Genomic DNA, 26,200 nt, shown 5'->3' with positions numbered 1-26,200 from the left:
GGGTGGCTCACAGGCTACCGAGAGCCGGATGGGGAGAACCTGAACGACCGGACAGCTTGCCGCCCGGCGGATCAGACTGCGAGCACCACTCTGCCCGTCCCGGACTCCGCGTGTCCGGCCCAGGCGTCCGCGACGTCGCGCATCGGCACCGCCGTCGCGTCGACCGCGATCGTCCCGTCCGCGATCGCGGCGACGATGCCCGGCAGCTCCGCGACGAACGCGGCCCTGCCGACCGACCCCTGGCCGCTCCCGACGATGGTCAGACCGGACGCACGGAGCGCGGCGGAGGGGATCGGGGCCTCCGGTCCGGCGGTGGACCCGATCGCGATCCAGTCGAGCCGGTCCCCGCGCGACCGCCGGGCCGTGACGATCGCGGCCATCACTCGCGCGGCCGGCTCGCCCCACACGTAGTCGATGACGACGTCGACGTCGGACGCTGCCGCGGCGATGCCGTCGACGTCGTCCAGCGGGACGACGACGTCCGCGCCGACGGCGGTGAGGGTGGCGAGCCGCGCGGCGTTCCGGCCGCTCGCGACCACGTGCGCGGCACCGAGGTGCTTCGCGACCTGCACCGCCGCCCGCCCGGACGCGCCGGTCGCGCCGAGCACGAGGACCCGGGCGCCGTCCGGGAAGTCGATCCGTCGTCGGAGTGCGACCCAGGACGACATCACCGGGTTGGCGCCGGCGGCGACGGCCACCGGGTCCGCGCCGTCGGGCAGGACCACGCTCGCCCGGGGGTCGACCGCGACGCGCTCGGCCATCGACCCGCGGGTGTCCGACTGCACGGCGAAGTACCGGAGCGTTCCGTCCGGGAAGCGTCCGACGCCGTCGACGCCGGGGACCAGGGGGAGTGCGCCCTCGCTGGTGTAGTGCGAGCCGGCGGCCTGCGAGCGGACGCGGGGGTGGAGGCCGGCGGCGACGACCTCGACGACGACCTCGTCGGGTGCCGGGGTCGGCTCGGGGAACACCGCCCAGGTCGGGGCGGTGTCGAAGCGGGTGACGACGGATGCGTGCATGCGATGCTCCTGTTGGTTCGTGTTACGAATCAAAGTAGTTCGCATCACGAACCTCGTCAAGTAGGGTGGATACATGGACACCACCGAGCAGGACCGGCTCGTCGACGCGCTCGGGCACGCCGCGTTCACGACGATGGGCGCACTGACCGACCTGGCCGCCGACGCCGGTCTGTCGCTGACGCAGCTGCGGGTGCTCGCGATCCTCCGGGACCGGCGACTCCGCATCGGCGACCTGGCCGAGTACCTCGGGCTGGAGAAGTCGACGATGACCGGGCTCGTGGCGCGCGCCTCGGCGAAGGGGCTGCTCGCGCGGGAACCGAACCCGGACGACGCCCGCGCGGTGGACGTGGTGCTCACCGACCGGGGGCACGAGGTCGCCCTCGCGCTGGAGTCCGCGATGCGCGACGCCCTGCTGCCGCTCACCGAACGGCTCCCCGCCGCCGATCGCCGCCGGCTCCGCGAGCTCCTGGAGCGGATGCTGCGCTGACCGCGCGACCGCGCGACCCGCTACCGCCCGTGCGCCCGAGCCGGGATCTGCGTGGCGAGCTTGCCGCCCGAGACGTCGAGCAGCGTGCCCGTGATGTACGACGACGCGTCGCTCGCCAGGAACACCAGCAGGTCGGCGACGTCGTCCGGCGTCTCCCACCGCCGCAGCGACAGGGTGTCGAGCAGCCGGTCCTGCGCCTCGACCGGCATCGTCGCGAAGCCGTTCATCGCCGTCGGGACCATGCCCGGCGCGTACGCGTTCACGGTGATGTCCCACGGCCCGAGCTCCGACGCCAGCACGCGGGTGAACGCCACGACCGCGGCCTTCGACGCGGCGTACGCGGCGCTCCCCACGCTCGGCACGATCGCCGCGAAGGACGCCGCGTTGACGATCCGACCGCGCCCCGCCCGCTGCATGACCGGTGCGACCGCCTGGCTCATCAGGAAGGTGCCGCCGAGGTTCACGTCCATGCACCGCTGCCACGCGTCCCACCGCAGGTCCGCGACGAGGCCGTCCACGTTGATGCCGGCGTTGTTGACCAGCACGTCGATGGTCCCGTGGCGTGCGACGACGGTGTCGACGGCCGCTCGCACCGACGTCGGGTCGGCGACGTCGCAGACCACGTGGTCGGGGGAGTCCGGCCCGTCGAAGGCCAGGTCGAGGGCGACCACCCGGGCGCCCTCGTCCCGGAACCGCGCTGCGAGCACGCTGCCGATCCCCCGGCCGGCTCCGGTGACGACGACCACACGGTCGCTGATGTCGAGGTGCATCGTCGCTCCCTTCGGCCGGCGGACGTCACCGGCCTCAATAGGCATACTAATCAGCATGACGAACGAGACGGAACAGCGCGTCCTCTGGATCACCGGCGGCGGCAGCGGCATGGGTGCCGCGACGGCGCGGACCGCGGCGGCGAGCGGGTGGACGGTGGTCCTCAGCGGACGCCGTCCCGACCGGCTCGAGGCGGTCGCCGCCGCCGTCCGGTCCGGCGGTGGCCGTGCCGACGTCCTGCCGCTCGACGCGAGCGATCCGGTGGCCGTGGCCGCGGCCGCCGAGGAGATCGCGGCGCGGCACGGGCGCCTGGACGGACTCGTCCTCGCCGCGGGCCTGAACGCCCCGCGGCGCCGGTGGGACGACCAGTCGATGCCGGACTTCCGCGCGATCGTGGACACGAACCTCACCGCGGTCGTGACGGTCGTCGACGCCGCACTCCCGGCGCTCCGGGCGTCCGGCGGAGTCGTGGTCGTCGTCTCCTCGTACGCCGGGTGGTCCTTCCAGCCGGGGGCCGGCGTCGCGTACTCCGCGTCGAAGACCGCGCTCGGGTCGGTCGTCCGGAGCCTCAACCAGCAGGAGGCGGCGCACGGGATCCGTGCGACCCACCTCTGCCCCGGTGACGTCGCGACCGACTTCCTCGACCAGCGCCCCGAGGTCCCGGACAGCGCGGCCCGGGCCGTGATGCTGACCCCCGAGGACATCGGCCGCACCATCGGCTTCGTCCTGGACGCGCCCGCACACGTCCGCGTCGACGAGCTCGTCATCAGCCCGGTCTCGCAACGGTGACGAGCACGTTCGACCGGGTGCTCGACGAGCTCGGGTCCGCGGTCGTCGCCGGAACGCTGCCGGAGGGCCACGTCGACAGCATCGACGGCTTCGTCGTCCGCACCGGCGCGAGTCGCAGCATCGTCCGCGAGGCGACCCGGGTCCTCGTCGGACTCGGGCTGCTCAGCGCGGGCCGCCGCGTCGGACTCCGGGTCCGTGGTCGTGAGCACTGGGACGTGATCGACCCGCGCGTGGTCGGCTGGCGCCTCGACGGCCCGGAACGCGACGCGGTGCTCGCGGAACTCCGCGCGCTGCGCCGCGCGGTCGAACCGGAGGCGGCGGCCGCGGCAGCGGACCGTGTCGCGTCCGGCGCGTTCCCACCCGACGGCCTGGAGGCCCTGGTCGCCGCCGCGGGACGACTGGCGGCCGACGACGCGGACGCGACCCATCGCCTCCAGTCCGATCGAGCGGTGCACCGCAGCCTGCTGGACCTGTCCGGGAACGCCGTCTTCGCCCGGTTGGCGCTGGTCGTCGAGCGCGCGCTCGACGAGCGCGCGCACATCGGACCGGACCCGTACGACATGGCGCTGCACGTCGCGCTGGCCGACGCCGTCGCGCGCGGCGACGCGCCGGGCGCGGCGTCCGCGATGCGGGAGATCGTCGACCGCACCTGAGCGGCGTCGGCGACTCGGCGCGCCCGCGGACGCCGCGGGTACGGTGCGCGCCATGCGTACCCGGACCGCAGCACCACTCGCTTCGCTCGCCCTCGTCGTCCTGGCGCTCGCCGGGTGCACCGCCGACGGCGAGCCCACCGGCCGCCGGAGTGCGACCGCCCCACCGACGCCGACGGACCTGGCGAGCGGCGAGGTCGTGCCGACCGGGGCCGTGACGGACGTCGCGACCGGCCTCGACGCGCCGTGGTCGGTGGTGCTGACCGGCGACGGCACCCCGCTCGTGAGCCTCCGCGACTCCGGGGACGTCCTCGAGCTGGACGACACCGGGAGCCCTCGGACGGTCGCGACGATCGACGGCGTCTCGCACGGCGGCGAGGGCGGGCTCCTCGGCCTGGCGCTCCACGACGACGAGCTGTACGTCTACTCGACCGCCGACGACGGCAACCGCGTCCAGCGCTACCCGCTCACCGGCAGCGCCGGGTCCTTCGGGCTCGGGGACCCGACGACCGTTGTCGACGAGCTGCCCGCGAACACGTTCCACGACGGCGGGCGGATCGCCTTCGGACCGGACGACATGCTCTACGTCACGGTCGGCGACGCGGGGAACCGGTCGGAGGCGCAGGACCGTTCGTCGCTCGCGGGCAAGATCCTCCGCCTGACGCCGACGGGCGAGGTGCCGGACGACAACCCCTTCGCCGGGTCCCCGGTCTGGTCGTACGGGCACCGCAACGTGCAGGGGCTCGGATGGGCGTCGGACGGCACCATGTTCGCGTCCGAGTTCGGCGAGGACACCTGGGACGAACTCAACGTCATCGAACCGGGGAAGGACTACGGCTGGCCCGAGGTGGAGGGCGCCGGCGGCACGGACCAGGGGTTCGTCGACCCGGTCCGGCAGTGGTCGACCGACGCCGCCAGCCCGTCCGGCCTCGCGGTCGTCGACGACACCGTGTTCATCGCGAACCTCCGCGGCGAGGTGCTCCGGTCCGTCCCCGCCGCCGACCCCTCGGACTCGCGCGAGTGGTTCTCCGGGGACTACGGGCGGCTTCGCACGGTGCTCGCCGGACCCGACGGCACGCTCTGGTTCGTCACGAACAACACCGACGGCCGCGGTACCCCCGGCGACGGCGACGACCGGATCCTGTCCGTCGGTCTCACCGGGTGACGCGGGCGTACTGTCCGGTCCATGCCTGCTCTCACGGACACCTTCGTTCTGTCCAACGGACTCCACATCCCCCAGATCGGCTTCGGCACCTGGCAGATCCCGCCGGGGTCCGAGGCGTACGACGCCACCCGGGCAGCGCTCGACGCCGGCTACCGGCACATCGACACCGCGGCGGCGTACGGCAACGAGGCCAGCGTCGGCGAGGCCGTCCGTGACAGCGGCGTCCCGCGCGACGAGGTCTTCATCACCACGAAGCTGCCGGCGGAGACCAAGACGGCGTCCGGCGCGCGCGAGGCCTTCGCGGCGTCCACCGCGGCCCTCGACCTCGGTGTCGTCGACCTGTACCTGATCCACGCGCCGTGGCCGTGGAGCGACATGGGCAGCGACCACCGTGCCGGCAACGTCGAGGTGTGGAAGGTCTTCGAGGAGCTCTACGACGCCGGCAAGACCCGGTCGATCGGGGTCTCGAACTTCGTCGTCGCGGATCTCGAGCACCTCCTCGCGAACACCGACGTCACCCCGCACGCCGACCAGATCCGCTGGTTCATCGGCAACACCCAGGACGAGACGACCGCGTTCTGCGCGGAGCAGGACATCCTCGTCGAGGGGTACTCGCCGCTCGCCACCGGTGGGCTCCTGTCGAACGCCGCCATCGCGGAGATCGCCGCGAAGTACGACAAGACGGTGGCGCAGGTCGCGATCCGCTACCTGCTCGAGAAGGACGTGCTCCCGCTGCCGAAGTCGACGACCCCGTCGCGGATCGCCGAGAACGCCGACGTCGACTTCGTGCTCGCGCCGGAGGACGTCGCCACCCTCGACGGCCTGCAGGACACGACCGACTGAGCGGCGCGGACGCATGACGTCGATCACCGACCTGGTCCCGGACCCGGGAGCGCTCGAGCGCATCGCGACCGGGAGCACCTGGGCGGAGGGCCCCTGCTGGATCCCCGCCACCCGGACGCTCCGCTGGTCCGACATCCCGGGGGACCGCATCCTGCAGTGGGACGCGGCCTCCGGGGCGACCACGACCTACGCCGACGGCGTCGAGTTCACGAACGGCCGCACGCTCGACGCCGACGGCTCGGTCGTGCAGTGCTCGCACGGGAACCGCCGGGTCGAGCGGGACCGCGACGGTGTCGTCACGGTGATCGCGGACGGGTGGGGCGGCGTCCGGCTGAACTCCCCGAACGACGTCGTCGTCGCGCGGGACGGCAGCGTGTGGTTCACCGATCCGGCCTACGGCATCACGCAGCCGCGCGAGGGGCACCCGGGCGTGCGGGAGTACGGCGACCACTGGGTGTTCCGCTGTGGGCCGGACGGCGCCGGCCTGCGGCCCGTGGTGCTCGACGCGGACGAGCCGAACGGACTGGCGTTCGACCCGTCCGAGCGGGTGCTGTACCTGGCGAGCTCGTCGTCGGAGCGCCCGGTGATCCGGGCGTACGACGTGTCGGTCGACGGCACCGTCGGCGCCGACGGCGGGGCTGGCGTCGCCACCGGCGTTCGTGTGAAGAACGGACGGGTGTTCGCGACCCTCGGGCCCGACGAGGGTGTGCCAGACGGCATCCGCGTGGACGCCGACGGCAACGTCTGGTCGTCCTCGCACCGCGGGGTCGTCGTGTTCGCGTCGGACGGCCGGCGCATCGGCGAGGTCCCGGTCCCCGAGGTGGTGGCGAACCTGTGCTTCGGGGGCGACGACGGCACCACGCTGTTCATCGCGGCGACGACGTCGATCTACCGGGTGGCGACGACGGCTCGGGACACCGCGCGGGGCTGACCGGCGCTGCCGTATCCTGACTCGGCCATGCAGTGCGACTACTTCGACCGCGGGGTGTGCCGTTCGTGCACGCTCATGGGGCAGCCGTACGCCGACCAGGTCCTCGACAAGGAACTCCGCACGCGCGAGCTCCTGCACGACGCGGTCGAGGCAGCGGGCGGACCGGGCGCCGTGGAGTTCCTGCCGGCGATCACCAGCCCGGAGTCCGGCTACCGCAACCGGGCGAAGATGGTCGTCGGCGGATCGGCCGAGCACCCCACGATCGGGATCCTCGACCACCGGCAGCGCGGGGTCGACATCCGGCACTGCGGGATCTGCACGCCCGGGGTCCGTGCCGCGCTCCCGGTCCTGGCCGACTTCGTCGCGTCGGCCGGCCTCATCCCGTACGACGTCGCGGCCCGGCGGGGCGAGCTGAAGTTCGTCCTGGTGACGGAGTCCCCGGACGGCGAGCTCATGGTCCGGTTCGTCCTGCGATCCGAGGGGCAGCTCGCGCGGCTGCGGTCCCGGCTGGGCGACCTGCTGCTCGCGCTGCCGTCGGCCGTGGTCGTCACCGCGAACCTGCTGCCCGAGCACAAGGCCGTCACCGAGGGCGAGCGCGAGATCGTGCTGACCGAGCAGGAGACGCTGCCCATGCGCCTCGGGCCGGTGACGATGCACCTGCGTCCGCAGAGCTTCTTCCAGACGAACACCCACGTCGCCACCCGGCTGTACGCCCAGGCCGCCGACTGGATCGACGAGGTGGCTCCGGCCTCGATGTGGGACCTGTACTGCGGCGTCGGCGGGTTCGCCCTGCACGCGGCTCGACCCGGTCGCGCGGTGACGGGCATCGAGACGAGCGCGGAGGCGATCCGCTCCGCCAAGCAGTCCGCGCGGGAAGCCGGTCTGGTCGACGTCCGGTTCGCCGCCGACGACGCGACCGAGCACGCACTGCGGTCCCGACCGGGGCAGACGCCGGAGCTCGTCGTCGTGAACCCGCCGCGGCGCGGGACCGGGGCGACGCTCGCCGACTGGCTCGAGGCGTCGGACGTCCGGCACGTCGTCTACTCCAGCTGCAACCCGGTGACCCTGGCGAAGGACCTCGCCCGGATGCCGTCCCTCCGGATGCGCCGAGCGCGGGTGCTCGACATGTTCCCGCAGACCGGGCACCTCGAGGTCGTCACGCTGCTGTCGCGGGACTGATCCGTCGGCGCCGCGGCGACGTTGCCAGGGGATTCGGATGTTCGCGTACCCGGGTACGCCCGATCGCCGTGTGCGCCGCGATCGGGACGTACAGGTTCGGACCTGGGGTACGTAGCACTGATGGGTAGAACCCTTTGTCTCAGTTTGATAACGACGCGGAGTTTCCTATGGTGGCCGACCGTGACGCCGGCGCGAACCACTGCCCCCGGCGACACCTCAACAGACCGCGATCGGTCGGGGTGGGCAGTGATCCGCCGACCGGCGTGCGGCCCCGCTGGAGCAACGACATGAAGAAGACCACCCGTACCCGCGCCCTCCTCGGCGGACTCGCCTTCGCCGGCATCGCCGCGGCCGGTGTGGGGCTCTCGGCCCCCGCGAACGCCGCGTCCGGCTCGACGTGGGACGCCCTCGCACAGTGCGAGTCCGGCGGCAACTGGGCCATCAACACCGGCAACGGCTACTACGGCGGCCTGCAGTTCACGCAGAGCACCTGGACCGCGAACGGCGGCACGGGCAGCCCCGTGAACGCCAGCCGCGAGACGCAGATCGCCGTCGCCGAGCACGTCCTGGCATCGCAGGGCTGGGGCGCATGGCCCGCCTGCTCCGCGAAGCTCGGGCTGAGCGGCACCACCGGCGCCGCGCCCGCCGCCATCCCGCAGCAGCAGGCGGCTCCGGCCCCGGCAGCGCCGGCCGCCCCGGCGCCGACGCAGCAGGCGGCCCCGAAGGCCACCACCCCGACGACCACGGCTGCCCCGGCAGCGCCGGCCGGCCCGTCGAAGCCCGCCGCGGTCAAGACCAGTGGCAAGACCTACACGGTGGCGTCGGGCGACACGCTCGACACCATCGCCACGAAGCTGAAGATCGACGGCGGCTGGAACAAGCTGTGGGCCGCCAACACCTCGATCGACGACGCGAACCTGATCTACGCGGGTCAGACGCTGCAGCTCCCGGCCTGATCGCCGTTCGACCGATCGCGCCCCCGCTCTCCGACGGAGAGCGGGGGCGCTTCGTCGTGCGGTCCTAGTGCGGGGTCTCCCGGAGCCAGCGGCCCAGGTCGTCCGACCGCAGTGCGGAGCTCAGCGTCCGCACCGCGCCGGTGTCCACCGTGACGACGGACTGGCCGTCCGCGGACGTCCCGCCGCCGGCGGTCGGCAGGGTGAACGTCTGCAGGTCGGCGGTGCGGACGTCGCGCAACGACCAGCCGAGACCGACGAGCGTCCGGAAGTCCAGGCCGGCGTCCACCGAGAGGTACTCGCTCGTCGTGCGGACGAAGTCCTGGACGCGACCGGGGTCGGTGAGCGTCCCCCGGGAGAGCACGCCGTCGACGACCCCGCGCATGAACGCCTGCTGGTTCCGGACCCGGGTGTGGTCGGCGTCGGGGAACGCGGACCGCTCGCGCACGAAGGCCAGGGCCGCGTCGCCGTCGAGGTGGTTCGCCCCGGCCGTGAAGTGGTGACCGCGCGCCGTGAACGTCTGCCTGGACTGCACCGTCACCCCGCCGAGGGCATTCGTCATCGCGCCGAAGCCCCGCATGTCGATCTCGACGACGTGGTCGATGCGGACGTCGAGGAGCTGCTCGACCGTCTGCACCGTCAGCGGGACGCCGCCCCACGAGTACGCGGCGTTGATCTTCGCGCTGCCGTGCTCGGGGACGTCGACCCAGGAGTCGCGCATGATCGACATCAGGTACACGCCGTCCCGGTCCGCGGGGACGTGGGCGAGCATCAGGGTGTCGGAACGCCCGCCCGCGGCGCCGTCGGGCTCGTCCGCGCCCTTCCGCGCGTCTGAGCCGATGAGCAGGACGTTCTCGGCGTCGTCGGTCGCCGGTGGGCGGGACCCGCTCGGGAACGGCTCCGGGATGGTGTCGGTCCCGCGGTCGTAGCTGCGCGCGAGTCCGCCGACGAAGACGCTCGCCACGACGGCGATCACGGCGGCGATGCCGACGAGCGATCCGACGGTGACGACGAGCGCGACGAGGAACGGACGGCGACGAGCAGGCATCTGCTCATCTTACATGTAGTATTCCGATGGTCGTTCAGGAGCCGCCGAGGATCCGGCCGAGTGCGCTCCGCAGTGCCGGGTCGTCGGGCAGCACCTCGCGCTCGATGTGCTTGGCGGTGTCCCAGGCGGCGCGCCCGCGTTCGGTCACGGTGACCACGCGACGTCGGCGGTCCTCCGGGTGTGGTCCGCGCTCGACGAGCCCGTCGCGCTCCATGCGCTCGAGCGTGCGGGACATGGTCTGCGGCTGCACGCGAGCGGTCCGGGCGAGGGTGTCGGCGCCCGTCGGCCCGGTGCGGATGAGGATGTCGATCGCGATGAGCGCCGCGTGCGGGAGCCCGATCGCGCGGAGGCGCTCGTCCCAGTCGCGCTCGACCGACCGTGCCGCCGCCGCGAGGAGCCGCCCGAGGGGCCACGCGGCGGGGTCGTCGTCCATGTCTGGATTCTAGGGGCGCTTCCGGTGCGCTCCGGAATGATCAGCATGCTGATGATTCGAGTACGCTCATCGACGTGCCCCGCTTCCTCCGCATCGTGATCCCCGCCGTCGTCATCGTGGCCTGGCTCGTCATCGCCTCGATCGGCGGGCCGTTCTTCGGCAAGATCTCCGAGGTCTCCACGAACGACCAGACCTCGTTCCTCCCCGCCTCCGCCGACGCGACGAAGGTCCAGGAGCGTGCCGCGGCGTTCCGCGACGACACCGGCGCCCCGGCGGTCATCGTCCTCGAGCGCTCCGGCGGGTTCGCGGCATCCGACACGGCGGCGGCCCGCACCCTGGTCGAACGGCTCGGCGACCGCTCCGACGTCGACTCGGTGAGCCCGGCGATCCCCAGCGAGGACGGGGACGCGGTCGAGATCGTGGCGACGCTGACGAGCTCGGCCGACACCGGGGACGCCGTGACGGCGATCCGGGCGGACGTCGACGACGCGCTCACGAGCGGGATGCGCGGGTACGTCACCGGCCCGGCGGGCTTCACGGCCGACCTCACCGAGGCGTTCGCGGGCATCGACGGCATCCTGCTCGGAGTCGCCCTCGCGGCCGTCCTCGTGATCCTGGTCGTCGTGTACCGGTCGCCACTGCTGCCGTTCCTGGTGCTCGGGACGGCGACCTTCGCGCTGACCGCGTCGATCCTCGTCGTGTGGGCGCTCGCCAAGGCCGGCATCGTCACCGTGAACGGGCAGGTGCAGGGCATCCTCTCGATCCTGGTCATCGGCGCCGCGACGGACTACGCCCTGCTCTACGTCTCGCGGTACCGCGAGGCACTCCGGGACCACCGCACCGGCTGGGACGCCACGAAGGCCGCGCTCCGCGGGAGCCTCGAACCGATCCTGGCGTCCGGCGGCACGGTCATCGTGGGCATGCTCTGCCTGCTGCTCTCCGACCTGAACTCGAACAAGGCGCTCGGCCCCGTCGCGGCGATCGGCATCGCGTTCAGCCTGCTCGCCGCGCTGACGCTCCTGCCCGCGCTGCTGCTCGCCTTCCGTCGTGCGGCGTTCTGGCCGCTGCGCCCGGTGCACGGCAGCGCGCACCCGGTGGTCACCGGGCCGGACGCGCGCGGGCTCTGGGCCCGGGTCGGCCGACTCGTCGCACGACGCTCGCGGGTCGTGTGGATCGTGTGCACCGTCGGGCTGCTCGCGATGGGCACCGGTCTCGTCGGGCTCGAGGCGGACGGGGTGCCGCAGAGCGACCTGGTGATCGGGCAGTCGCAGGCGCGGGACGGCCAGGACGTGCTCGCCGACCACTTCCCGGCCGGCTCCGGCAGCCCGGCGCAGGTCATCGGCGACGCCGACCGGATCGACGAGCTCGCGTCGGCGATCACCGGCGTGGACGGTGTGGACGACGTGGTGGCCGCCTCGAAGGACGCCCCGGCCGGCACCGTGCCGGTCGGTGGGAGCGCTGGTGCCGGTCAGGCCGGGGAACCCACCGTCGTCGACGGGCAGGTCCTGCTGCAGGCGACCCTCAGCTCGGCCGCCGACTCGGACGCCGCCGAGACCACCGTGCGCGAGCTCCGCACCACCGTCGAGCGCGTCGACCCCGGCGCGATCGTCGGCGGGGTGACCGCGACGGCGATCGACACGAACGACACCGGCATCCGGGACCGCTCGCTGATCATCCCCGTGGTGCTCGTCGTCATCCTGCTGATCCTGATGCTCCTGCTGCGGAGCATCGTCGCGCCGCTCGTCCTCATCGGCAGCGTGATCGTCTCGTTCGCCGCGGCGCTCGGCGTCGGCGCGCTCGTGTTCGACCACGTGTTCCACTTCCCCGGCGCCGACCCGTCCGTCCCGCTGTACTCGTTCGTGTTCCTGGTGGCGCTCGGGGTGGACTACAACATCTTCCTCATGACCCGGGTGCGCGAGGAAGCGCTCCGACACGGTCCGCGCGAAGGCGTGCTGCGCGGGCTGGGCGTCACGGGCGGGGTGATCACGTCCGCCGGGGTCGTCCTGGCGGCCACGTTCGCCGCGCTCGGTGTCATCCCGATCCTGTTCCTCGTGCAGATCGCGTTCGTCGTGGCGTTCGGCGTCCTGCTCGACACGATCGTGGTCCGGTCGCTGCTCGTCCCGGCCCTGGCGTACGACCTCGGTGCCCGCGCCTGGTGGCCGTCGCGCCTCTCGCGCCGCTCTGCCGACATGTGACACGCTGTGCACATGCCAGTTCCCTCGACGCAGCCAGCTGCCGAGCGCAAGCTCCTCCGTGACACCGTGCAGGACAAGATCCGCGACGCGATCATGGACGGCACCCTGGAGCCCGGCGAGCGGCTCAACGACGACGACCTGATCGCCTGGCTCGGCGTCTCCCGCACCCCGATCCGTGAAGCCCTCGCCGAGCTCGCCCGCGCCGGGCTCATCGAGATGGCGCCGAACCGGTACACGCGGGTGGCCGCCCCGACGAAGGACGAACTGCTCGACGCCTACCGGACGCTCGGCGTGATCTACGGCGGCGTCGTCCGCCTGGCCGTGCCGCGCCTCACCGGTGCCGAGCGCAAGAAGATCGTCACGATGCTCGACGGGGTCATCAGCAGCGTCGGCAAGGACGAGCAGGCGAAGGTCGCCCACGACGGCGCGGACATCTACTCGCTCTGGGCCGACGCGTGCGGCAACCCGTCGCTGGAGCAGCTCTGCAAGTCGACCACCGACGGGCTCGCGTTCAAGCTGCGGGTCCCCGAGCTCGCGGAGCTCGTCCCGGCGGACGTCGTCCTGCCGGAGCTCCGCAAGCTCAAGGACGCCGTCCTGGCGAAGGACCCGATCGCGGCGGAGCTCGCCATGGAGGCCGTGCACCTGCTGCCGACGCGCGACTGACGCCTGGTGGTCAGTGCGCGACGGCGCTGATCATCCCCAGCCCGACGCTGATCCGGTCGGCGACCTCGATGAGGTCCTCGGCGAGCGAGTCCATGTCGCGGTCGCGCAGCTGCGTGACCCGGCCGGAGATCGACAGCGCCGCCGCGATCCGCCCCGACGCGTTCCGGATCGGCGCGGCGATGCAGAACCGGCCGAGCGCGAGCTCCTGGTTCTCCACGCACCACCCGCGCGACGTCGAGGCAGCCAGGTCGGCGGTCAGGGCGTCGTGCGTGGTGATGGTGTGGTCCGTGTAGCGGGCGAGTTCGCCGAGCAGCGCCTCCCGATCCGCCTGGGTCATGTCGAGCATCAGCGCCTTGCCGAGCGCGGAGGCGTGCAGTGGCTGCCGCATCCCGATCATCGTGTGCGACTTCGGCGCGAGCGACCCCTCGAAGTGGCAGAGGTAGATCGCCTCCGCGTCGTCGAGCACGCCGACGTTCGCCGTCAGCCCGATGCGGTGCGCGAGTTCCTGCGCGGCCGCGCGGGACTCCCGGTGCACCGGGTTGTGGTTGAGCCCCTGGCTCGCGAGTTCGAGGACGGCGCGCCCGACCGAGTACCCCTGCGTCTCCGGGTCACGCCGGACGAACTCGAGCGACTCCAGCGTCGCGAGGAGCCGTCCGGTGGTCGAGGTTCCGAGCCCGATCGCGCGGGCGATGTCCGACGCGCGGACGCTCCCGCTCTCGGAGGTGCCGAGTGCGCCGAGGACCGCCGCGGCGCGCTCGATGCTCTGGTTCGGAGGGGTGGTGGCCATGTGCCCATTCTGCTGGTCGAGCGGGCACCCCGCGGTGGTCAGTAGACCTTCACGGCGCTCGCCGTGACGAAGGGCGACCCGTTGGTCGCGGTGACGACGACGCGGAGCGACGACGTGCGCACCGGGTCGACGTCGTGCACCCGGTGCCGGTGGCGGTTCCCCGCGACGGTCGCCAGGGGCTGCCAAGCACCGTCCACGCACGCCTCGATCCGGTAGTCGCGGGCGAGCTCCGGGACGGCGTCCCAGTGCGTGCGGTGGTGGTGCAGGTTGATGAGGTCCGCGTCGACGTCGTCGTTCCAGACGACGCGCACCTGGTGGACGTCGACGGGCTCCGCCCAGTCGAACGTCAGTGTCGCGGCGTCGTGCGCATGGCTCGACCACATGTGCGGCCCACCGTGGGGACGCTGGATGCCGTCCACCACCCGGGAGGCCCGCCACGCGTCCGTCTCGCCGCTGACGGTGAACGCGAACCCGGTTCCGCGCAGGGCCCGGGCTTCCCAGTCCGTGACGGGTTGGTCGGCTTCCTCGGGGATGTGGTCGTCGAAGGCCTCGTCGTCCGCGGACCGGGCACGGAGGGCGAGCACGCCGTACGAGTGCCCCGTGGTGCGGAGCAGGCGGACGCCGGGGACCGCGCGGACGACGACGACGGCGTTGCAGGGGACGTCTGGCGTGAAGTCGAGGTCGACGACCGCCTCGCCGGCACCGGCGGGGACACGTGCGGTGTGGGTGGACACGTGGTCGATCGGGGCGTAGTTCTGCGGCTTGCCCGTCGTCCAGAGCTCCACGGTCAGGTCGGTGGCGTCGTCGGCATCGGTGCGGATGCTGATCGTGCCGAGCGCCGGGTCGACGGGGAGGACGATCGCGGCGTCGCGGTCGAGCGCGAAGTGCGCGGGTTCGGCCGGCAGGAACGGCGTCGTGTCGATCGTCGTCAGCTCGGAGCTCGCGCTGACCCGGGCCCGCGGTGCCAGGTCGGCGGCGTCGACGGCACGGACGCCGATGAGCGGGGCGTCCTCACGCAGGAGCGTCTGCTGCAGCATCGCGATGTGCTCCGAGCCGAGCTCCCGCGGCGTCAGGCCGTGGCGGGCGGCCAGGTGCGCCGCGGTGCCGGCCGCCTGCCCCTGGGTGGCGCAGGTGGCCATCACACGGGTCGACCCGAAGGCGATGTGCGACGCCGAGATGTTCCGCCCGGCGACGAGCAGGTTCGCGACGTTCGCGGAGTACAGGGAGCGGAACGGGATGTCGTACGTGCCGTCCGTGTAGCGCTGCTGGGCCCCGGCGGTCTCGGCGTAGACGCCCTCGACCGGGTGCAGGTCGATCGACCAGCCGCCGAACGCGACCGTGTCCGGGAACGACCGCTGCGTCAGCAGGTCCTGCTGGGTGAGGGTGTGGTCGCCGACGAACCGGCGGTACTCGCGCTTGCCCGGGATCGCGCCGACCCAGTCGAGCGTCAGCGTGTCGGCGTCGAACCGTCCGGAGTTCTTGATGTGGTCCCAGATGCCGTAGACGACGCCCCAGAGCTCGTCGCGGATGTGCTCGTTGTCGGTGACGGTGTCGAGCTCGCCGCCCCACTCGATCCACCAGTAGTTGCAGCCGTTGTCGCCGGTCCCGATGGCACGGTTCGCCAGGATGGGCGTCTGCGAGACGTCGATGGCGATCGACGGCGCGACGAACTTCTCGGGCCTGCCGGTGTCGTGCGTGGAGAAGAAGATCGAGCTGCCGAGGAGCTCGTCGTCGGCGTGCTCCGGCGCCCAGTCCTCGCCGTACTCGTCCCGTCCCTCGCGGCCGATGCGGTACTCGGCGCCGGCCAGGGCACCCACGAGCCCGTCGCCCGTGCAGTCCAGGAACACCGGCGCGGTGAACGTCGTCTCGATCTCGGAGCCCATCGTCCACCCGGTGACGCTCGTGATCCGGTCGCCGTCGGTCGTGACGGTGCGCACGTCGGTGTTGAGGTGGAGGTGCACGTCCGGTTCGGCGCGGACCAGGTCGAGCACGACCTGGTCCCAGTAGACGGCGTTGCCCTGTGGGTTCCGGTACTGGTTCTCGAGGAAGAGCTCGCCCATGATCCCGGTCTCGCGGGCGAAGCGCTGGGTGCCGTGGGCGGTCGCCCCGACGACCCACACGCGGATCTCGCTCGAGGAGTTGCCGCCGAGGACCGGGCGGTTGGTGACGAGGGCGACGCTCGAGCCGAGGCGGGCGGCGGCGACGGCGGCGCTCACACCGGCGAGGCCGCCGCCGACGACCACGACGTCGTGGTGCTGGTTCCGGGACTGCATGGCAGCGACGGTATCACTCGCTGGCGCTTCTTTCCCACTGTGTGGCAAAGTGTGCCCGGCGAGTGCTATCGTCAACGAACTCTCGACAACGAAGTGTGAGGTCACCCCATGAGCGACGGAACCCGAACGCGCACGAGCGCCGACGCCGCCACCACCACCCCGGACGTCCGGGCCGCGCTCGGCGACGACGCCCGCCGCCAGAGCATGCGGAAGGTGATCGTCGCGGCCGGTGTCGGCCACTTCGTGGAGTGGTTCGACTTCGGCCTCTACGGCACCTTGGCCACGGTCATCTCGCTCCACTTCTTCAAGCAGGGCGACCCGCAGGTGGCGCTCCTGTCCGCGTTCGCGGTGTTCGGCGCGGGCTTCGTGATGCGGCCGCTCGGCGGGCTGTTCTGGGGGTCGCTCGGCGACCGGGTCGGGCGGAAGACGACCCTGGCGACCGTGATCCTCATCACGAGCGGCGCGACCGCGGTGATGGGCATCCTGCCGACGTACCAGCACGTCGGGCTGTGGGCACCGATCCTGCTCGTCGTCGTGCGGCTCGTCCAGGGCTTCGCCGCGGGCGGTGAGGGAGCGGGGGCGACCACGCTGCTCGCCGAGTACGCCCCGTCGAACCGGCGTGGCTTCGTCACGAGCTTCATCGACGTCTTCGGGTTCATGGCCTTCATCGTCGGTGGCGGTCTGGTCTTCCTGTTCACGGCCGTCGCGGGCGGGGACGCCCTGCAGTCGTGGGGCTGGCGGGTACTGTTCCTGATCGCCGTCCCGCTCGGACTGGTCGGGCTCTACCTCCGCACGAAGCTCGAGGACACCCCGGAGTTCCGCGCGCTCAAGGCCAAGGGCGAGGTCGCGGCGAACCCGCTGCGCCGCTCGATCCGGAGCTCGTGGAAGGCCCTGCTGTTCTGCGTCGGCTTCGTCGTGATCAAGGCCGTCGGGCACTGGATCCTGCAGACGTTCATGCCGTCCTACCTGCAGGCAGACCTCGGGTACTCGCCGCTCGTGTCCTACGGCGCCGTCGTGCTCGGCTTCATCGTGATCGCCGCCCTGGTGCCGTTCTTCGGGCTGCTCTCGGACAAGATCGGCCGGAAGCCCGTCATGCTCGCGGGGTGCGGCGGGTTCCTCGTGCTGACGTACCCGACGCTCATGCTCATGAACGCCGGCAACTTCTGGGCGGCCGCCGGGGCGATGATGCTCCTCGGGCTGTTCATGGCCGCGTTCGACGGTGCCGTCAGCGCCGCGATGGCCGAGCTCTTCCCGACCAACATCCGCTACGGCTCGATGGGCATCGCCTACAACATCAGCGTCGCGGTCTTCGGCGGGATCACGCCCTACTTCGCCACGTGGTTGATCGCGTCCACCGGGAACAACTTCGCACCGGCGTTCTACGTGATGGCGGCCGCGCTGATCAGTGGCATCGCGGTCCTGCGCGCCCGCGAGACCAACAGGGACGCGCTGCGTCAGGAGTGACGCGACCAGCGGTCGGTCCGGAGGTCCGTGGCGGTCGTGCCACGGGCCTCCAGGCCGTTTTGCAGGGTGGTCCCACACTCGGATCACGGTCCGCGGGTATCGTGCCCCCGTGAGTTCGCAACCCGAAGAGACGACCCTGCGCCGCCGACGCGGTGCCGTGCCGCCCCGGCACGGCCGCCAGAAGCGCGGGATCGGCGTGGTCCTCCCCGCCGTCGCCGGCGTCCTCACGATGGCCCTGCTGCTCAGCGGCGGGTACGCGGCCTACGCGTACAACCGCCTGGCGTCGAGCGTCACGAAGGTCGACGCCATCACCGGTTCGACGGGCCAGAAGGACGACGTCGACGGCAAGGCGATGAACATCCTGCTCGTCGGGGACGACCACCGACCGGACAACGCGACGCCCGAGCAGCTCGCCGAGCTGAGCACCGAGTCGGACGGCGGCGCGACCAACACGGACACGATGATCGTGCTGCACATCTCCGCGGACGGCAAGGACGCGACGATGATCTCGTTCCCGCGCGACTCCTACGTCTCGATCCCCGGGGTCGGCAAGGGCAAGCTCAACAGCGCGTTCTACTACGGCACCCTCAACGGCGGTGGCGCCGCGGGGGGCGCGCAGCTGCTCATCAAGACGATCGAGGGCCTCAGCGGACTGTCGATCGACCACTACGTGCGGGTCTCGCTCCTCGGGTTCTACGAGATCGTGAAGCAACTCGGGCCGGTCGAGGTCTGCCTCAAGGAGCCCGCGAAGGACAGCTACTCCGGGGTCGACCTGCCCGCGGGCAACTCGAAGCTCGACGCGAAGCAGGCGCTGTCGTTCGTCCGGCAGCGGCACGGCCTGCCGAACGGCGACCTGGACCGCCAGGTGCGGCAGCAGTACTTCCTGTCGCAGGAAGCCCGGAAGATCCTGTCCGCCGGGACGCTCCTCAACCCCGTGAAGACCACGAACATCATCGACGCGATCGGGGACTCCGTCGAGACCGACCAGGGCCTCGACCTGCTCTCCCTCGCGAGTCAGCTGCGGAACCTGCGCCCAGCGAACATCAAGTCCGCGACGATCCCGATCCTGGGCACCCCGACGATCTACGTCGGCGGCTCCGCGCTCTCCATCGTCGAGGTGGACACCGCGGGCATGCCCGCGTTCGTGCAGGGTCTCGTCGGGCAGCCGGCGGCGTACACCTCGGCGACCGCCGCCGCTCCCGCCGGGGTGACCGTCACGGTCCTGAACGGCAGCGGGGTGACCGGTGCGGCCGGTGCGGCGAGCACGGTCCTGGCCGGCCGTGGCTTCCAGGTCGGCGCTCCGGGGTCCTCGGACACCACCGCGGCGACGATGGTGCAGTACCCGTCCGGGATGGAGGCGCAGGCGAAGGCCCTCGTCGCCGCCGTACCGGGTGCCGTGCCGGTGCAGACGTCGTCGGTCCAGGGTGTGACGCTCGTGCTCGGGACGGACGGCAAGACCGCGGTCGCCGCGACGCAGCCGTCGGCCCCCTCGGCGCCGTCGTCCTCCGAGGCGTCGAAGCCGTCGTCCGGGTCGTCGTCCGCGGCGTCGGAGCCGAGTGCCACGTCGACCGCGGTGCACAGCTACGGGGAAGCGAACGCCTGCATCTACTAGGTTCGTCCGGTGTGAGCAACGCAGCGCGGACGATCACCCTGATGACCTACAACGTCAAGAACCCCGACCCGGCGCACGACTGGCCGGCCCGACTGCCGGTCCTGCTCGACATCGTCCGGCGGCACGACCCCGACGTGCTCTGCGTGCAGGAGGCGTTCGACCACCAGATGGACGAGCTCCGGGCGGGGCTGTCCGGGTACGCCGACGTCGGGCAGGGGCGTGAGGGCGGCACGGCGGGGGAGCACGCGGCGGTGTTCTTCCGGACCGAACGGCTCCGGCCGCTGGAGACGGGTTCGTTCTGGTTGTCGGACACCCCCGACGAGCCGGTGTCGAACACCTGGGGCAGCCTGTTCCCGCGGATCGCGAACCACGTGCGGTTCCTCGACGTCGACGGCCCGGCGTTCACGCTCCTGACGACGCACCTCGACCACGAGCCGAACGCGCACGGCGACGAGGTCCGCGGGAAGAGCGCGGCGCTGATCGTCGAACGACTCGCCGGCGTCGACGGCCCGGTCGTCGTCGCCGGGGACTGCAACGAGCCCGCCGGTACCGGGACGGCGTCGCGCGTCTTCGCGGACGGCGGCTACACGGACGCCTGGACGGTGGCCGGCGACGCCGCGGACCGGACCGCGACGTTCAACGACTGGCTGCCCCCGGTGGCCTCCGGCGAGCGGATCGACTGGGTGCTGACGAAGGACGTCGCGGGCGTCGACCGGGTGCTGATCGACCACGACGGTCCGGAGACGTGGTTCGCGAGCGACCACTTCCCGGTGGTGGCCACGATCCGGATGTGAGCGGCGCGCGGCATCGGCCGCGCGGCGTCCACGACGTCCGCCCGGGGCGGACGCGTCAGCAGCCGTGCTCGGCGTTGACGGGCATCGGCGAACCGATGACGGTCACGGTGGTGCCGTCGGTGAGAGCGGAGACCCCGTTCGTCCCGGCACCGTCGGCGTCCGACGGCCAGCCCTCGGCGAGCAGGAGCTGCCACGCCTTCGAGTCACCCGAGCCGAGCGACTCGCGGTCGGTCTTCGCGGCGTCGCGGACACGGCGCTCGATGTCGTCCCCGACCTGCACGCCGTCCGGCCCGCTGAGCTCGACGATGCTGCCGGTGCGCGAGCGGACGTCGTCGCGGAGGACCCGGACCTCGAGCGAGTTGCCGAGGTCGGACGGGGTCGAGAGCGCCGCCACCCGGAGAGCGCCGCCCCACGTGTAGGTCGTGCCGGCGGGGAAGCACCGACCGCCGTCGCCCTCGGCGGTCTGCGTCCGGGACGGGGTGCCGAACAGGCGGTTGAGGAGCGACACGGTCGTCCGGGAATCCCGCATCGACGCGACCGCGACGGTCCGGTCGCCACGGCGGAGCGTGATCGTCTCGGCGTCGAGCTCGACGGCGTCGACGCGCTTGAGCTTGGCGTTCGAGACGCGCGTCGCGGTGGTGGCCGGTGTGACCTCTGCCGCGACGGCGCGGTCGTTGGTGCGGGGACCACTCGACAGGTCGGCGGCCGTCGCGCCCGCCAAGAGGGCGAGCGTCGCGGCGCCGAGCGCGAGCATGGTCCGTGCAGTCACCGTTCGACCGTAGGGCCGGGAGCGCTCCTGCACGACGGGTGTTACCGAATCGGGGCCGGGCCGTCACCGGACCGTGACATTGTGTTCGACTGGACAGGTCTTGTACATGTACCATCCCTGTCATGCCCGTCTCATCGAAGCGACGACTCGTCGCCGAAGCCCTCCGCGACGCGATCGCGACGGGTCGGTACGTGTCCGGCGAACGCCTGCCCGGCGAGCACGAGCTCGCCGAACGGTTCTCCGTCAGCCGGGGGACCGTGCGCGCGGCCCTCGCCGACCTCGCCGACGACGAGTACATCGCCACCCGCGGCGGCATCGGCTCGATCGTCACCTTCGACGGCGCAGCGCTCGACCCGCGCGCGGGGTGGGCCCGGTCGATCGCCGGCAGCGGCGCCGAGGTGCACGCCCGGACGCTCCGGATCGAGCGGATCACGGACGCCGAGCTCGCGGGTGTCGTCGGCGCGGACCCGGAGCTCGTCGCGGTCGACCGGGTGCGCTCGGTCGTGGACGGCCCGCACGTGTCCTACGAGCGGAGCATCGTCCCGCGCGTCGGCCGGCTCGACCGTGCGGTAGAGGAGGGCCTGGTCGACGGATCGCTGAGCGCCACGATCGAGGCAGCCGGCCTGGTCCCGGTCCGTGCCGAGCAGTGGATCGACGTCCGGCCGCTCGACGACGCCGAGGCCGCCGTGCTCGACCGCACCCCCGGGACGCCGTTCCTGCACAGCCGCCGGGTGTCCCGGACCGCCGGCGGTGCGCTCGTCGAGGCGGTCGACAGCCTCCTCGATCCCGACCGCTTCCGGATCCACATGCGTTTCGAACAGGGAGTCCGATGACCACGCACCCGTACGACCACGCCCTCGCCGCCTTCCACGGCCTGGCCATCGGGGACGCCCTCGGCATGCCGACGCAGTCGATGTCCCTCGCCGCCATCCGCCAGGACCACGGACGCATCGGCGGGTTCGTCGACGCCGGCCCGCGGCAGCGGATCGCGCACGGCATGCCCGCCGCGAGCATCACCGACGACACCGAGCAGGCCGTCCTCGTCGCTCGGCTCCTGGTCGAGGGCGACGGGCGGCTCGACCCCACCCGGTTCGCCGAGGCGCTCATCGCCTGGGAGCGCGGCATGGCGGCGAAGGGGTCCCTCGACCTGCTCGGCCCCAGCACGAAGACCGCGGTGCAGCGGATCACCGAGGGCGTCCCGGTGTCCGAGGCCGGGTCCACCGGCACCACCAACGGCGCCGCGATGCGGATCACCCCGGTCGGCATCACCACGACGGCCGACGACCTCGACGTGCTCGTCGACGCCGTGCAGGACGCCTCCCGCGTGACGCACGACACCGGACTCGGCATCGGTGGCGCAGCCGCGATCGCCGCTGCCGTGAGCGCCGGCGTCGACGGCGCGACCCGTGCCGAGGCGCTCGACGTCGCCGTGGCCGCCGCCCGCATCGGGGAGCGCCGCGGGCACTGGGTCGCGGGCGCCTCGATCGCCGAGAAGACCGCGTGGGCACGCGGGTACCTGCCCACGGTGCCGGCAGCCGAGCGGATCGACGTGATCGACGGGGTCATCGGCACGAGCGTCGCCAGCCAGGAGTCCGTCGTGGCGGCACTCGCCCTGGTCTCGCTCGACCTCGACCCCTGGGAGACGCTCTGCACGGCGGCGAGCACCGGTGGCGACACCGACACGATCGCCGCGATGGCCGGCGCGGTGCTCGGTGCCGTGCACGGGCCGTCCGCCTGGCCCGCCGACGCGGCACCGCGGGTCGAACGCGTCAACGACATCCGGTTCGCGGACGTCGTCACACCGCTGCTCGCCCTGCGGCGCACGCGCTAGCCCACCCCACAGCTCCGGTCGGTGGCATCCCCCACGAGTCACCGCCCGGTCCCCCCAGAAGCCCTTCCGACGACGTAAGAGGAACCATGACCGACCGTCCCGCCTCCGGCACCCTGACCAGCATCGAGCAACGGGGCATCGAACCCGTCCCGACCGCCGAGCGCACCGGCAGCTCCGGCGCCCTGTTCTGGGTGTGGTTCGCCGCGAACATCTCGATCCTCGGGCTGCCCCTCGGCGCGACCCTGGTGGCGTTCCAGCACCTCGACATCTGGCAGGCGCTCGTCGTCGCGGTGGTCGGTGCCGCCGGGTCGTTCGCGCTGGTCGGGGTGATCTCGATCGCGGGCCGGCGCGGTGGCGCTCCCGGCCTGACCCTGAGCCGTGCGGTGTTCGGCGTGCGCGGCAACGTCGGGCCGACCTTCGTCTCGCTGCTGTCCCGCCTCGGCTGGGAGACCGTGAACACCACGACGGCCGCCTTCGTGCTGCTGTCCCTCTTCACGATCGTCGGGTGGACGGACGGCGACGCGAAGCACAGCCCGGCCCTGACGATCGTCGCGATCCTGGTGTTCGTCATCGCCACGGTGCTGATCTCCGGCCTCGGGCACGCCTTCATCGTCGCCGTGCAGAAGTGGGCGACGTGGGTCTTCGGCGCGCTCAACGTGTTCGTCGCCGTCTTCCTGGTCCTCCGCGTCGACTGGCACGTCGTCGGCAGCGCGCCCGCCGGGCCGTTCGCCGCGATGGCGATCGGGATCGGCACGATCGCCGCCGGTACCGGGATCGGCTGGGCGACCGCCGGCGCCGACATCGCCCGCTACACGAAGACGAGCGTCCGGGCATCGAAGCTCGTCGCCGCCAGCGCCGCCGGCGCGGGCATCCCGCTCGTGCTCCTGGTCGGTCTCGGTGCGCTCGTCTCCGCGGGGGACCCGACGCTCGCGGAGGCCGGGGACCCGGTCGCCGCGATCCGTGACCTGCTGCCCGGGTGGATGGCCGTCCCGTACCTGATCGCCGCGTTCGGTGGCCTGCTGCTCTCGAACCACCTCTCCGTGTACTCGGCCAGCCTCACCACGCTGACCCTCGGCATCAAGGTCCCGCGCGTGTGGGCCGTCACGGTCGACGTGGTCGTGACGTTCCTCGGCGCGATGTACTTCATGCTCGTCGCCGACGGCTTCTACGCGCCGTTCATCACCTTCATCTCGGTGCTCGCCGTGCCGATCACCGCCTGGCTCGGCGTCTTCATCGCCGACATCGTCCGCCGCACCTGGTACGACCCGGTGGCGTTGCTCGACCTGCGGGCCGGCGGTCGCTACTGGTACTCGGGCGGCATCGCGTGGCGCGCCGTCATCGCCTGGGCCGTCGCGATCGTGGTCGGCTTCCTGTTCACGAGCGTGCAGGTCGGCGACGCCGACCCGGTGTTCGTCGGCGCGTTCTCGCACACCTGGATCGGCGCGAACGGGCTCGGCTGGATCGTCACGTTCGTCGTCGCGGCCGCGGTCTACGTGCTCACCGGCGGTCCGCAGGGCGTGCTCCACGAGCCCGCCGACGAGTCGGCACCGATGCCGGTCGGGGAGCACGCCTGATGGCGCGGCTCGTCTCCGTCGGCAACGTCATCGTCGACATCGTGATGCGCGTCGGGGAGCTGCCGGAGCCCGGCGGCGACGTCATCGCGTCCTCGTCGGACATCACCGCGGGTGGCGGCCTCAACACGATGGTGGCCGCCCGTCGCGACGGCCTCGAGGTCGTCTTCGCCGGCCAGTACGGTACCGGGCCGTTCGGCAACGTCGTGCGCCGAGCACTGGCCGACGCCGACGTCGCGGTGCTGCAACCCGGCATCGACGACGTCGACAGCGGGTACTGCGTCGCACTCGTCGACGCCTCGACGGAGCGCACGTTCGTGACGTCCGTCGGCGCCGAGGGACGACTCGGCGAGGCCGAACTGGCACGCGTCGACCTCGGTGCCGGCGACACCCTGTTCGTCTCCGGGTACGGGCTCGCCCACCCGGTCAACGGTGCCGCGATCGCCGCGTGGATCGGGTCGGTCCCGTCCTCGGTGCGGGTCGTGTTCGACCCGTCGCCCCTGGTCGGCACGCTGGATCCGTCCGTGCTCGCGCCCGTCACGGCGCGTGCGGACATCGTGTCCACGAACGCCCGGGAGGCCCGGCTGATGTCCCCGACGTCGGCCGACCTCCGGCAGGCGGTCGCCGCGGTCGCCGCGGCTGCGCGGGGGACGGCACTCGTCCGCGACGGCGGGGCCGGCTGCTGGGTCGCCGACCCCGCGCTGCCCGACGGGCCCGTCCTGGTGCCGGGCTTCCCGGTCGCGGCCGTCGACACGAACGGTGCCGGTGACGCGCACGGCGGCGTGCTCGTCGCGGCGCTCACCCGTGGGCAGGGCCTGCTCGACGCGGTCCGCCGGGCGAACGCCGCGGCCGCGATCGCGGTGTCCCGCCTCGGGCCCGCGACCGCACCGACGCGGGCCGAGACGGACGCCTTCCTGGCCGCCCACGGAGCGTAGGCGACGCGCCGGACGCACGCCGGGCCTCCCGTCCGGGCTGAGTGCAGGGGGACAGTCTCCTGAACGCAACCGGGGGACCCCCTGCGTACCGTCGAGGGCATGACGGACCAGCAGATCGACCAGTACACGATGCAGGACCCGACGAAGCTCTACGCCGACAAGAAGCCCGACGAGCAGTACCTCGGGGGCGCTGGGACGGACGCGGAGATGGCGGAGAACGTGCCTGCCGACCACGGTGAGGACACCTACCGCGGCTCCGGACGCCTGACCGGCCGGAAGGCGCTCGTCACGGGCGGCGACTCCGGCATCGGCGCGGCCGTCGCGATCGCCTACGCCCGCGAGGGCGCCGACGTCGCGATCGGCTACCTGCCCGAGGAGCAGGAGGACGCCGACCGGATCGTCTCGCTCATCGAGGCGGCCGGGCGCAAGGCAGTGGCGATCCCCGGCGACATCACCTCGCTCGAGTTCTGCGAGGAGCTCGTCGCGACCGCCGTCCGCGAGCTCGGCGGGCTCGACATCCTCGTGAACAACGCGGGCAAGCAGCAGAACGTCTCCTCGATCGTGGACATCTCCGACGAGGAGTTCGACGAGACCTTCAAGACGAACGCCTACGCGACGTTCCGGATCACCAAGGCCGCGGTGCCGCACCTGCAGCCGGGCTCGACGATCATCAACACGACCTCGATCCAGGCGTACGCGCCGTCGCCGCACCTGGTGCACTACGCGGCGACCAAGGCGACCGTGAACAACCTGGCGAAGGGCCTGGCGGCGCAGCTCGCACCGAAGGGCATCCGCGTCAACGCCGTCGCGCCGGGGCCGATCTGGACCCCGCTGCAGCCGGCCGGTGGCCAGCCGCCGGAGGCGCTGCCGTCCGCGGGCGAGCAGACCTACCTGGGCCGCTGGGGCCAGCCGGCCGAGCTCGCGCCGGCGTACGTGTTCCTGGCCAGCGGCGAGTCGTCGTACGTGGTCGGCGAGACGCTGCACGTCGACGGCGGCATGCCGACGCCGTAGCGCTGCCGTTCGGCCGCGCAGCGCGCGCTGCGC

25 protein-coding genes are annotated in these 26,200 nt (G+C 72.5%); 18 read left to right on the top strand and 7 right to left on the bottom strand.

From position 1 onward, the window contains the following. Nucleotides 1-71 precede the first annotated feature (71 nt). A complete protein-coding gene (locus ACIPJY_RS06720; RefSeq protein WP_400466284.1) occupies nucleotides 72-1,016 on the bottom strand; it encodes a zinc-binding dehydrogenase in 945 nt (314 codons plus the stop codon). Nucleotides 1,017-1,089: 73 nt separating this feature from the next. Between ACIPJY_RS06720 and ACIPJY_RS06715 the strand changes: the two genes are divergently transcribed. After that, the gene (locus ACIPJY_RS06715) at nucleotides 1,090-1,503 is read left to right on the top strand and encodes a MarR family winged helix-turn-helix transcriptional regulator (protein WP_400466287.1); all 414 of its coding nucleotides are present in this window, start codon (nucleotides 1,090-1,092) and stop codon (nucleotides 1,501-1,503) included. Between the two features lie 20 nt (nucleotides 1,504-1,523). On the opposite strand, the gene ACIPJY_RS06710 is transcribed toward ACIPJY_RS06715, so the two are convergent. After that, a complete protein-coding gene (locus ACIPJY_RS06710) occupies nucleotides 1,524-2,273 on the bottom strand; it encodes an SDR family NAD(P)-dependent oxidoreductase (RefSeq protein WP_400466290.1) in 750 nt (249 codons plus the stop codon). A 55-nt stretch (nucleotides 2,274-2,328) separates the two neighbouring features. On the opposite strand from ACIPJY_RS06710, the gene ACIPJY_RS06705 reads away from it, so the two are divergent. The 7 genes from ACIPJY_RS06705 to ACIPJY_RS06675 all read left to right on the top strand — a co-directional run bounded on the left by ACIPJY_RS06705 (nucleotide 2,329) and on the right by ACIPJY_RS06675 (nucleotide 8,784). Continuing rightward, nucleotides 2,329-3,060 carry an SDR family oxidoreductase gene (locus ACIPJY_RS06705; protein ID WP_400466293.1) on the top strand — a complete coding sequence of 244 codons (732 nt, stop codon included), beginning with the start codon at nucleotides 2,329-2,331 and terminating at the stop codon, nucleotides 3,058-3,060. Next, the gene (locus ACIPJY_RS06700) at nucleotides 3,057-3,713 is read left to right on the top strand and encodes a FadR/GntR family transcriptional regulator (RefSeq protein ID WP_400466296.1); all 657 of its coding nucleotides are present in this window, start codon (nucleotides 3,057-3,059) and stop codon (nucleotides 3,711-3,713) included. The genes ACIPJY_RS06705 and ACIPJY_RS06700 overlap by 4 nt, the downstream gene beginning before the upstream one ends. A gap of 52 nt (nucleotides 3,714-3,765) precedes the next feature. Beyond that, nucleotides 3,766-4,875, top strand: coding sequence for a PQQ-dependent sugar dehydrogenase (locus tag ACIPJY_RS06695; RefSeq protein ID WP_400466299.1), 1,110 nt, complete (start codon nucleotides 3,766-3,768; stop codon nucleotides 4,873-4,875). A gap of 21 nt (nucleotides 4,876-4,896) precedes the next feature. Next, on the top strand, nucleotides 4,897-5,718 hold the full coding sequence (locus tag ACIPJY_RS06690) for an aldo/keto reductase (RefSeq protein WP_400466302.1): 822 nt from the start codon (nucleotides 4,897-4,899) through the stop codon (nucleotides 5,716-5,718). 13 nt (nucleotides 5,719-5,731) lie between these two features. Next, nucleotides 5,732-6,649: an SMP-30/gluconolactonase/LRE family protein gene (locus ACIPJY_RS06685; protein ID WP_400466305.1), complete on the top strand. Its 918-nt coding sequence runs from the start codon at nucleotides 5,732-5,734 to the stop codon at nucleotides 6,647-6,649. Between the two features lie 27 nt (nucleotides 6,650-6,676). Continuing rightward, a complete protein-coding gene (rlmC, locus tag ACIPJY_RS06680; RefSeq protein WP_400466308.1) occupies nucleotides 6,677-7,828 on the top strand; it encodes a 23S rRNA (uracil(747)-C(5))-methyltransferase RlmC in 1,152 nt (383 codons plus the stop codon). A gap of 287 nt (nucleotides 7,829-8,115) precedes the next feature. Continuing rightward, nucleotides 8,116-8,784 (top strand): transglycosylase family protein, encoded by a 669-nt coding sequence (locus tag ACIPJY_RS06675; protein ID WP_400466311.1) that lies wholly within the window; start codon nucleotides 8,116-8,118, stop codon nucleotides 8,782-8,784. 64 nt (nucleotides 8,785-8,848) lie between these two features. Here ACIPJY_RS06675 and ACIPJY_RS06670 read toward each other — a convergent pair whose 3' ends face one another. Next, the gene (locus ACIPJY_RS06670; protein WP_400466314.1) at nucleotides 8,849-9,829 is read right to left on the bottom strand and encodes an LCP family protein; all 981 of its coding nucleotides are present in this window, start codon (nucleotides 9,827-9,829) and stop codon (nucleotides 8,849-8,851) included. A 34-nt stretch (nucleotides 9,830-9,863) separates the two neighbouring features. Then, the gene (locus ACIPJY_RS06665) at nucleotides 9,864-10,262 is read right to left on the bottom strand and encodes a MarR family winged helix-turn-helix transcriptional regulator (protein ID WP_400466316.1); all 399 of its coding nucleotides are present in this window, start codon (nucleotides 10,260-10,262) and stop codon (nucleotides 9,864-9,866) included. 74 nt (nucleotides 10,263-10,336) lie between these two features. Here ACIPJY_RS06665 and ACIPJY_RS06660 point away from each other — a divergent pair, with 74 nt between their 5' ends. Both ACIPJY_RS06660 and ACIPJY_RS06655 read left to right on the top strand, forming a co-directional pair. After that, a complete protein-coding gene (locus ACIPJY_RS06660; RefSeq protein WP_400466319.1) occupies nucleotides 10,337-12,457 on the top strand; it encodes an MMPL family transporter in 2,121 nt (706 codons plus the stop codon). 12 nt (nucleotides 12,458-12,469) lie between these two features. Then, complete coding sequence (locus tag ACIPJY_RS06655) at nucleotides 12,470-13,120, top strand: GntR family transcriptional regulator (protein WP_400466322.1); 651 nt, start codon at nucleotides 12,470-12,472, stop codon at nucleotides 13,118-13,120. Nucleotides 13,121-13,130: 10 nt separating this feature from the next. Here the strand turns inward: ACIPJY_RS06655 and ACIPJY_RS06650 are convergent, their stop codons facing one another. Next, nucleotides 13,131-13,907, bottom strand: a complete 777-nt coding sequence (locus ACIPJY_RS06650) for an IclR family transcriptional regulator (RefSeq protein ID WP_400466325.1) — start codon at nucleotides 13,905-13,907, stop codon at nucleotides 13,131-13,133. Nucleotides 13,908-13,945: 38 nt separating this feature from the next. Next, nucleotides 13,946-16,285: an FAD-dependent oxidoreductase gene (locus ACIPJY_RS06645; protein ID WP_400466328.1), complete on the bottom strand. Its 2,340-nt coding sequence runs from the start codon at nucleotides 16,283-16,285 to the stop codon at nucleotides 13,946-13,948. Between the two features lie 3 nt (nucleotides 16,286-16,288). Between ACIPJY_RS06645 and ACIPJY_RS06640 the strand changes: the two genes are divergently transcribed. The 3 genes from ACIPJY_RS06640 to ACIPJY_RS06630 all read left to right on the top strand — a co-directional run bounded on the left by ACIPJY_RS06640 (nucleotide 16,289) and on the right by ACIPJY_RS06630 (nucleotide 20,050). Further along, the gene (locus tag ACIPJY_RS06640; protein ID WP_400466331.1) at nucleotides 16,289-17,644 is read left to right on the top strand and encodes an MFS transporter; all 1,356 of its coding nucleotides are present in this window, start codon (nucleotides 16,289-16,291) and stop codon (nucleotides 17,642-17,644) included. Nucleotides 17,645-17,753: 109 nt separating this feature from the next. Further along, entirely contained in the window at nucleotides 17,754-19,256 is a 1,503-nt protein-coding gene (locus tag ACIPJY_RS06635) for an LCP family protein (protein WP_400466334.1), read from the top strand. Between the two features lie 11 nt (nucleotides 19,257-19,267). Then, nucleotides 19,268-20,050 (top strand): endonuclease/exonuclease/phosphatase family protein, encoded by a 783-nt coding sequence (locus ACIPJY_RS06630; RefSeq protein ID WP_400466337.1) that lies wholly within the window; start codon nucleotides 19,268-19,270, stop codon nucleotides 20,048-20,050. 55 nt (nucleotides 20,051-20,105) lie between these two features. On the opposite strand, the gene ACIPJY_RS06625 is transcribed toward ACIPJY_RS06630, so the two are convergent. After that, nucleotides 20,106-20,819 (bottom strand): hypothetical protein, encoded by a 714-nt coding sequence (locus tag ACIPJY_RS06625; protein WP_400466340.1) that lies wholly within the window; start codon nucleotides 20,817-20,819, stop codon nucleotides 20,106-20,108. A 122-nt stretch (nucleotides 20,820-20,941) separates the two neighbouring features. On the opposite strand from ACIPJY_RS06625, the gene ACIPJY_RS06620 reads away from it, so the two are divergent. The 5 genes from ACIPJY_RS06620 to ACIPJY_RS06600 all read left to right on the top strand — a co-directional run bounded on the left by ACIPJY_RS06620 (nucleotide 20,942) and on the right by ACIPJY_RS06600 (nucleotide 26,167). Beyond that, entirely contained in the window at nucleotides 20,942-21,652 is a 711-nt protein-coding gene (locus tag ACIPJY_RS06620; protein ID WP_400466343.1) for a GntR family transcriptional regulator, read from the top strand. Further along, entirely contained in the window at nucleotides 21,649-22,650 is a 1,002-nt protein-coding gene (locus tag ACIPJY_RS06615; protein WP_400466346.1) for an ADP-ribosylglycohydrolase family protein, read from the top strand. Before ACIPJY_RS06620 ends, ACIPJY_RS06615 begins: the two co-directional genes overlap by 4 nt. An 86-nt stretch (nucleotides 22,651-22,736) precedes the next feature. Then, complete coding sequence (locus tag ACIPJY_RS06610; RefSeq protein ID WP_400466349.1) at nucleotides 22,737-24,224, top strand: purine-cytosine permease family protein; 1,488 nt, start codon at nucleotides 22,737-22,739, stop codon at nucleotides 24,222-24,224. Next, nucleotides 24,224-25,156, top strand: coding sequence for a PfkB family carbohydrate kinase (locus ACIPJY_RS06605; protein WP_400466351.1), 933 nt, complete (start codon nucleotides 24,224-24,226; stop codon nucleotides 25,154-25,156). Before ACIPJY_RS06610 ends, ACIPJY_RS06605 begins: the two co-directional genes overlap by 1 nt. A gap of 99 nt (nucleotides 25,157-25,255) precedes the next feature. Beyond that, a complete protein-coding gene (locus tag ACIPJY_RS06600; protein WP_400466354.1) occupies nucleotides 25,256-26,167 on the top strand; it encodes an SDR family oxidoreductase in 912 nt (303 codons plus the stop codon). Nucleotides 26,168-26,200: the final 33 nt, after the last annotated feature.

The sequence above is a fragment of the Curtobacterium sp. NPDC090223 genome (genome assembly GCF_044746585.1).
Lineage (GTDB): Bacteria > Actinomycetota > Actinomycetes > Actinomycetales > Microbacteriaceae > Curtobacterium.
The sequence above is the reverse complement of the archived record's forward strand: the minus strand, read 5'-3'. Positions and strand labels throughout refer to the sequence as shown.

Bases quoted from the DNA above. Each gene is read 5' to 3' on its own strand.
- ACIPJY_RS06695 (WP_400466299.1), top strand. From the start codon at position 3,766: ATGCGTACCCGGACCGCAGCACCACTCGCTTCGCTCGCCCTCGTCGTC.
- ACIPJY_RS06675 (WP_400466311.1), top strand. From the start codon at position 8,116: ATGAAGAAGACCACCCGTACCCGCGCCCTCCTCGGCGGACTCGCCTTC.
- ACIPJY_RS06690 (WP_400466302.1), top strand. From the start codon at position 4,897: ATGCCTGCTCTCACGGACACCTTCGTTCTGTCCAACGGACTCCACATC.
- ACIPJY_RS06650 (WP_400466325.1), bottom strand. From the start codon at position 13,907: ATGGCCACCACCCCTCCGAACCAGAGCATCGAGCGCGCCGCGGCGGTC.
- ACIPJY_RS06715 (WP_400466287.1), top strand. From the start codon at position 1,090: ATGGACACCACCGAGCAGGACCGGCTCGTCGACGCGCTCGGGCACGCC.
- ACIPJY_RS06610 (WP_400466349.1), top strand. From the start codon at position 22,737: ATGACCGACCGTCCCGCCTCCGGCACCCTGACCAGCATCGAGCAACGG.
- rlmC (WP_400466308.1), top strand. From the start codon at position 6,677: ATGCAGTGCGACTACTTCGACCGCGGGGTGTGCCGTTCGTGCACGCTC.
- ACIPJY_RS06705 (WP_400466293.1), top strand. From the start codon at position 2,329: ATGACGAACGAGACGGAACAGCGCGTCCTCTGGATCACCGGCGGCGGC.
- ACIPJY_RS06615 (WP_400466346.1), top strand. From the start codon at position 21,649: ATGACCACGCACCCGTACGACCACGCCCTCGCCGCCTTCCACGGCCTG.
- ACIPJY_RS06710 (WP_400466290.1), bottom strand. From the start codon at position 2,273: ATGCACCTCGACATCAGCGACCGTGTGGTCGTCGTCACCGGAGCCGGC.
- ACIPJY_RS06605 (WP_400466351.1), top strand. From the start codon at position 24,224: ATGGCGCGGCTCGTCTCCGTCGGCAACGTCATCGTCGACATCGTGATG.
- ACIPJY_RS06665 (WP_400466316.1), bottom strand. From the start codon at position 10,262: ATGGACGACGACCCCGCCGCGTGGCCCCTCGGGCGGCTCCTCGCGGCG.
- ACIPJY_RS06620 (WP_400466343.1), top strand. From the start codon at position 20,942: ATGCCCGTCTCATCGAAGCGACGACTCGTCGCCGAAGCCCTCCGCGAC.
- ACIPJY_RS06600 (WP_400466354.1), top strand. From the start codon at position 25,256: ATGACGGACCAGCAGATCGACCAGTACACGATGCAGGACCCGACGAAG.
- ACIPJY_RS06670 (WP_400466314.1), bottom strand. From the start codon at position 9,829: ATGCCTGCTCGTCGCCGTCCGTTCCTCGTCGCGCTCGTCGTCACCGTC.
- ACIPJY_RS06720 (WP_400466284.1), bottom strand. From the start codon at position 1,016: ATGCACGCATCCGTCGTCACCCGCTTCGACACCGCCCCGACCTGGGCG.
- ACIPJY_RS06685 (WP_400466305.1), top strand. From the start codon at position 5,732: ATGACGTCGATCACCGACCTGGTCCCGGACCCGGGAGCGCTCGAGCGC.
- ACIPJY_RS06640 (WP_400466331.1), top strand. From the start codon at position 16,289: ATGAGCGACGGAACCCGAACGCGCACGAGCGCCGACGCCGCCACCACC.
- ACIPJY_RS06655 (WP_400466322.1), top strand. From the start codon at position 12,470: ATGCCAGTTCCCTCGACGCAGCCAGCTGCCGAGCGCAAGCTCCTCCGT.